Origin of the sequence: Archangium sp., from assembly GCF_036389735.1 — a bacterium.
Classification (GTDB): domain Bacteria; phylum Myxococcota; class Myxococcia; order Myxococcales; family Myxococcaceae; genus Archangium.
In genome coordinates this window covers 1-5475 of sequence record NZ_DASVWK010000774.1, presented here as the reverse complement: position 1 = coordinate 5475, position 5475 = coordinate 1, and the positions used below count along the sequence as shown (strand labels likewise).

9 protein-coding genes are annotated in these 5475 nt (G+C 69.3%); 5 read left to right on the top strand and 4 right to left on the bottom strand.

From position 1 onward, the window contains the following. Window positions 1–473, top strand: a 473-nt coding sequence (locus VF794_RS27545; protein WP_331115456.1) for a hypothetical protein, incomplete at its 5' end; no start/stop codon positions are given. A gap of 16 nt (window positions 474–489) precedes the next feature. Continuing rightward, window positions 490–882, top strand: coding sequence for a hypothetical protein (locus tag VF794_RS27540; RefSeq protein WP_331115454.1), 393 nt, complete (start codon window positions 490–492; stop codon window positions 880–882). A gap of 18 nt (window positions 883–900) precedes the next feature. Here the strand turns inward: VF794_RS27540 and VF794_RS27535 are convergent, their stop codons facing one another. Next, entirely contained in the window at window positions 901–1368 is a 468-nt protein-coding gene (locus VF794_RS27535; protein WP_331115452.1) for a cupin domain-containing protein, read from the bottom strand. A 62-nt stretch (window positions 1369–1430) separates the two neighbouring features. Between VF794_RS27535 and nudC the strand changes: the two genes are divergently transcribed. Further along, window positions 1431–2264: an NAD(+) diphosphatase gene (gene nudC / locus VF794_RS27530; RefSeq protein ID WP_331115450.1), complete on the top strand. Its 834-nt coding sequence runs from the start codon at window positions 1431–1433 to the stop codon at window positions 2262–2264. 156 nt (window positions 2265–2420) lie between these two features. After that, window positions 2421–3113, top strand: coding sequence for a radical SAM protein (locus VF794_RS27525; RefSeq protein WP_331115448.1), 693 nt, complete (start codon window positions 2421–2423; stop codon window positions 3111–3113). 1 nt (window position 3114) lies between these two features. Here the strand turns inward: VF794_RS27525 and VF794_RS27520 are convergent, their stop codons facing one another. Both VF794_RS27520 and VF794_RS27515 read right to left on the bottom strand, forming a co-directional pair. After that, window positions 3115–3588, bottom strand: a complete 474-nt coding sequence (locus VF794_RS27520; protein WP_331115446.1) for a B-box zinc finger protein — start codon at window positions 3586–3588, stop codon at window positions 3115–3117. A gap of 5 nt (window positions 3589–3593) precedes the next feature. Beyond that, on the bottom strand, window positions 3594–3878 hold the full coding sequence (locus VF794_RS27515; RefSeq protein WP_331115444.1) for a hypothetical protein: 285 nt from the start codon (window positions 3876–3878) through the stop codon (window positions 3594–3596). A 96-nt stretch (window positions 3879–3974) separates the two neighbouring features. Between VF794_RS27515 and VF794_RS27510 the strand changes: the two genes are divergently transcribed. Further along, entirely contained in the window at window positions 3975–4280 is a 306-nt protein-coding gene (locus tag VF794_RS27510; protein WP_331115442.1) for a hypothetical protein, read from the top strand. Window positions 4281–4285: 5 nt separating this feature from the next. Here VF794_RS27510 and VF794_RS27505 read toward each other — a convergent pair. Further along, the coding region (locus tag VF794_RS27505; RefSeq protein WP_331115440.1) for a sensor histidine kinase at window positions 4286–5475 on the bottom strand (1190 nt) is incomplete at its 5' end.

Below are 5475 nucleotides of genomic sequence, written 5' to 3'. Positions count from 1 at the left end.
CACCCGAGATCACTTGGGTTTTTGTCTGGGTTTGGGGGCTCGTCCTTGCGTCACACGTACGAGGAGACATGAGGCTGCTGGTGCTGCTGGGTGCCGTGGCGATTGCTTGCGGCGGGTGCGGCCACGTGGGACCGGCGCGGGACAAGGCGGGAACCTACTTCATCGCCGAGGACGCGAGCGGAGTCGGTAGCGCACTCGGAACAGGCGGCTCCGGGTACGACTGCGACGACGAACTCAACCGGTGTTTCACCAGGTGCTGGGAGTCGTCGCGGCAACCCTATCCACACGTCGAACATGACGAGTGGTATTACGAATACTGTACCAAGACGTGTCGTAAAGAATACATGCAATGCATTGACGAGAAGGAGAAGGCAGAGATTGCGCTCGGCACCGTCGTCATCGTCGCGGGCACCACGTTCATCCTCGCCACGGGCGGAGCCGGTGCGCTGATTCTGGCGCCGCTCGCGCTCTAGGTGCCGGAGCCTGGCCATGAAATACAACAAGAACTTCGATGCCGACGCCGTCCTCCGGGCGATGGAAGCCTTGAGCAAGCATCACCTGGAGGGGACGCCCGAAGACGAGGCGCTTCGGGTCTGTGCGGCCGCGTTGCTCTTCGTTCGCGACGACCTCCAGAAACTGGAGCAGTTCCGCGAATTTTTTCGCAAGATCACCACGCCAGCCATTGAGGGAATCAAGGTCGCCCACACGTTCGCCTCGAGAGAAGAGGCGGACGAATGGCTCAAGAGTGGAGCCGCCCTGGATGGTCAGCTCGTCCGGGTCGCCGGCCAGGGTTTCACTGTGATTGACCATGGGCCGAAGGGGCTGAAGCTGGTCCGGATACCGCTGCCGGAAGAGCTTCCTCCCCACAAGCCGGGGAGATAGCCACGCGGCGCATCGGCCTCAGGGAGAGCTGGCGGGTGACTTCACGGGCTCGCCCTTGCGGAAGCGCTGCTCGGGGCCGGGGCCCACGTATACCTGCACGGCGCGGAAGCGCGGAGCCCCCTCGGGAATCCGGGCCGCGTGGCGGGTGCCCGCGGGGATGTAGACGGCGTCCCCGGCACGGACGGGCATCACCTGCCCCTCGATGGTCATCTCGGCGCCCCCCTCCTCGACATAGAGCATCTCCACGCTGTCCTCATGGATGTGCTCGGGCACGCCGGCCCCGGCCTGGAGTTCCAACACGCCCAGCGAGGCCGCACGGGCCCCGGTCTCCTCGTTGACGAGTAGGATGGCGGTGCCCCTGCCCTGGGAGACGCGGAAGGTGGGCGCGTCCGCCGTGGACACCACGTGGCGAACGGGCACGAGGGGCGCCCGGACACAACCGGCGGAGACACAGAGCAGGGCCGTCAGGAGCGAGGTGCGCAGCATGCCCCGTTCCTAGCACGGTGGCCCCGTACCGGGCGGTAGGCCACTCGTCTAAGGTGCCGGACGTGAGCCCACCCCGTTTCCTCCCTGGTCATGACGCCCCCGAGCGCCCGCGGGACTCCGCCCTGCTCTTCGTCGCGCGCGGCCTCGAGCTGCTCGTCGCCGAGCGCGAGGGCGCCATCCACGTCCCCACCGGCGCGGAGCTGCCCGCGCTCGCCGCCGAGGCCCTCTTCCTCGGTACGCTCGACGGCGTGGACTGCTATGCCGTGGCCCTCCCGCAGGGCACCGAGCCCCCCGCGGGCCTGAAGCTGGTCTCGGCGCGCGGCCTCTTCCTGCGGCTGGACGATGCCCTGCTGGGTGTCGCCGGCCGGGCGCTCGCCGTCGCCGAGTGGGACATCCTCCACCGCTTCTGCGGTCGCTGCGGTCAACTCACGGTGCTCGTCCCCGGCGAGCGCGCGCGTCGCTGCCCCGCCTGCCGCACGCCCTTCTACCCGCGCATCGCCCCGGCCGTCATCGTGCTCATCACCCGCGGCGACTCCATGCTGCTCGCGCGCAACGCCAACTTCCCCGAGCCCTTCTTCAGCACCCTGGCCGGCTTCGTCGACATCGGCGAGTCGCTCGAGGACACGGTGCTGCGCGAGGTGAAGGAGGAGGTGGGCGTGGACGTGAAGAACCTGCGCTACTTCGGCAGCCAGCCGTGGCCCTTCGGACGCTCGCTCATGCTGGGTTTCACCGCCGAATACGCCGGGGGCGACATCCACGTGGACGGCCAGGAGATCGCCGAGGCCGCCTGGTTCACCCCCGACAACCTCCCGCGCATCCCCCCGCGCTTGAGCATCGCGCGCCAGCTCATCGATGCCTTCCTCGCGCAGGTGAAGGCGAGGAACACGCCGGGCTAGTCCCTCACACGGGCCCTCGGGCGCCCGCCCTCCCCCAAGGAGAGCAAGCGCTCGGAAATCCCGAGGGAAGTCGAAAGGTTGGGCTCCCGGGGGTGTCTCCACTTGCATCCACCCATCCGGGTGAGGTTGAAGCAGGCCCCTCCTCCCGGACTTCCCATGCCCGTCGCGCGCCCCCAGATCGAGCCCCGTCGTGTTCCCACCGCTGACTCGGTCGTGGTGAAGGAGATCTACCTCTCCGTGCAGGGCGAGTCCTCGCACGCGGGGCTCCTCTGCTCCTTCGTGCGACTCACCGGCTGCCACCTGCGCTGCACCTACTGCGACAGCGAATTCGCCTTCCACGGCGGCACGCGGATGAAGCTTTCGGAGGTGGTGGCCCAGGTGAAGGCGCTCGGCGCGCGCCGGGTGGAGGTGACGGGAGGCGAGCCGCTCTTGCAGCCCGGGGTCTACCCGCTGATGGAGGAGCTGCTGGCCTCCGGGCTCACCGTGCTGCTGGAGACGAGCGGCGCCATCGACGTGCGGCTGGTGCCTCAGGCCGTGCACAAGATCGTGGACATGAAGACGCCGTCCTCGGGCGAGAGCGACCGGAACGACTACCGCAACCTCTCCTCCATGAACGCCAACGACGAGCTCAAGTTCGTCATCGGCAGCCGCGAGGACTACGAGTGGTCCAAGCGCCTCATCGCCGAGCACCGCCTGCTGGAGAAGCCCTACGAGCTGCTCTTCTCCACCGTCTTCGGCAAGCTGACGACGAAGGACCTGTCCGAGTGGATCATCGAGGACCGGCTCCCGGTGCGCTTCCAGCTCCAGATGCACAAGTACATCTGGGACCCGAACGAGCGCGGGGTGTAGCTCAGCTCCGCGGGAGCGTGCGCAGCAGCCACAGCGCCCACGCGAGCGAGAGCAGGAAGAAGAGCAGGTTCACGACGGCGAACCAGCGCGTGCATCGCGCGAGGAGTCGAGCCCGTCGCGGCCCCCGCCCGCTGTCGATGCGATGAATCAGCCGGGTCGGCACCCACAGGCCCAACACTCCCGACACCCCGAGCAACAGCCAGCGGGGGAAGCTGAGGAGGGAGGGAAACCCGGGGAGGAAGGCCGCCCCGGAGGAGAGCATCCCGAGCAGCACCAGGCCGGACACCCCGAGCAGGCTCCACGGGAGGCGGCCGAGCTGGGGCCCGACGAGGGCGGCGCAGGAGGCGCAGTACGCGGCCTCACCGAGCAGCTCGGTGCACTCACCACAGAGGAAGGTGCCACAGCGGACGCAGGTGGCGACGGCGGCCCGTTGGTGTGCCGGACAGCGAGGGCTCGCCGGGGCGGGCGTCTCCATCGAGCTCAGAAGACGGGAGGCGGGGGCGGCCGCAACATCACCTGCTCGAAGGCATGGGCGCCAAGGCCGAGGAAGACGCCGGCCAGCACGGAGCCGCCGAAGAAGCCGGCGATGATGAGGTGCTTGCGCGGGTGCTCGAACTGGCTGAAGGCGTAGACGAGCATGTAGCAGGGCACCAACAGCACCATCATCCCGGTCCCGAGGCTGCGGCGGAACGCGTGGACGAGGAGGAAGACGGCGCAGACGAGCGTGATGACCCCGAACAGGGCGGCGAGAGGCAGGAGTGGCACGCCCCCTCAGATAGCACGGAGGGCGGCGTGTCGCGGCCCCCGAGAGCGGATTGCGTGCTAAAGGATGCTCCCACGTCTCCTGACCGAGGTACCCGGATGGCCACACTGAAGACGCTGCTGACCTTCATGCTCGCGGGAGCATTCCTGGGACTGGCCACGGCCTCGTGGGTGGGGCCCCGGTTCCTCGAGTGGTACAACACGGCGCCGCTCGGGGCGCAGACGATGTGCGACCTGCCCAAGGTGATTCAGGGCATCACGGCGGACCTGCTGCGCTACCAGCTCATCGGCACGGGCACGGGCACGGGCGTCTTCCTGGTGTTGGGCATCGCCTTCGTGGTGTGGCGCAACAAGCGGCGCAAGCTGGCGCAGCAGCAGGCCCCCACCCCCTCGCAGCCGGGCTGAACCGCTCACGCCACCGGCAGCTCCACGGTGAAGCGCGCGCCGCCCTCGGGGCGGTTCTCCGCGTGCAGCGTGCCCCCGAAGGACTCCACGTACTGCCGCGAGAGCGCCAGCCCCAGCCCCGTGCCCTTGCCCGGGGCCTTCGTGGTGAAGAAGGTGGTGAAGAGCCGCGACAGGTTCTCCGCCTGGATGCCGGGCCCGTTGTCCTCCACCATCACCCGTACCCGCTCCCCCACCACCTCCACGCGCACCGCCACCCGCCCGTCCTGCAGCTTCGCGTCCTCGATGGCGTCCGCCGCGTTGAGCAGCAGGTTGAGCAGCACCTGCCCCAGCCGTCGAGGCTCGGCGCGCACCACTGCCTCCCCCGGCACCTCCACCACCAGCTTCACCAGCGACTTCAGCCTCACCGAGGCCAGCCGCAGGCTCGCGTCGACGACGGGCGCCAGCTCGCACCGCCCCACGCCCTCCACCGTCTCCTCCGCGCGAGACAGCGCCGTGAGGTCCTTCACGATTTGATGGATGCGCTCCACGCCCTGCATCGTCTCCTGGAGGGCCTCGAGGTACTCGGCGTTGCTCGTGGCCGTCGCCGGCTGCCCCCACTCCTCCAGCAGGAAGCGCAGGTTGGCCTGCACGTACGCCAGCGGATTCTTCACCTCGTGCGCCACGCCCGCCGCCAGCCGACCCACGTCCGCCAGCCGCTCGGCCTGCTGCATGCGTGCCTGTGACTCCACCAGCTCCTCGCGCACCGCCCGCTGCTGCTCCTCGGCCCGCTGCCGCGCCTGCCGCAACCGCCGGTAGAAGAAGCCCAGCTGGAGCCCCACGCCCCCCGCCCCCAGCAGCAGCAACAGCCACGTCGCCATCAACGGCAGCGGCGTCTCCTCCACCCACATCACCGTGACCGCCGCCACCAGCGGCAGCCCCGTGCTCAGCACCCCCTGCCACCGCTCGCCCCGCGACACCGAGAGCATCACCAGCGGCAGCACGCAGAACCAGCCGAACAGCGGGCTGTTCACCCCGCCCAGCCGATGCACCACCAGCCCGAAGAAGAGGTTGGGCAGCACCATGCCGGCGGTCATCTGCATCACCTTGCGCCACGGCGGCCCCACCCACGCCATCCCCCACCCCAGCGCCGCCGTCGTCCCCGCCCACAGCAGCCGGATTCCCAACGTGTCCCACGGCAGCCGCATCACCGACAGCG

Coding starts and splice junctions, on each gene's coding strand:
- VF794_RS27540 (WP_331115454.1), top strand. CDS start 490: ATGAAATACAACAAGAACTTCGATGCCGACGCCGTCCTCCGGGCGATG.
- VF794_RS27535 (WP_331115452.1), bottom strand. CDS start 1,368: ATGCTGCGCACCTCGCTCCTGACGGCCCTGCTCTGTGTCTCCGCCGGT.
- VF794_RS27525 (WP_331115448.1), top strand. CDS start 2,421: ATGCCCGTCGCGCGCCCCCAGATCGAGCCCCGTCGTGTTCCCACCGCT.
- VF794_RS27520 (WP_331115446.1), bottom strand. CDS start 3,588: ATGGAGACGCCCGCCCCGGCGAGCCCTCGCTGTCCGGCACACCAACGG.
- VF794_RS27510 (WP_331115442.1), top strand. CDS start 3,975: ATGGCCACACTGAAGACGCTGCTGACCTTCATGCTCGCGGGAGCATTC.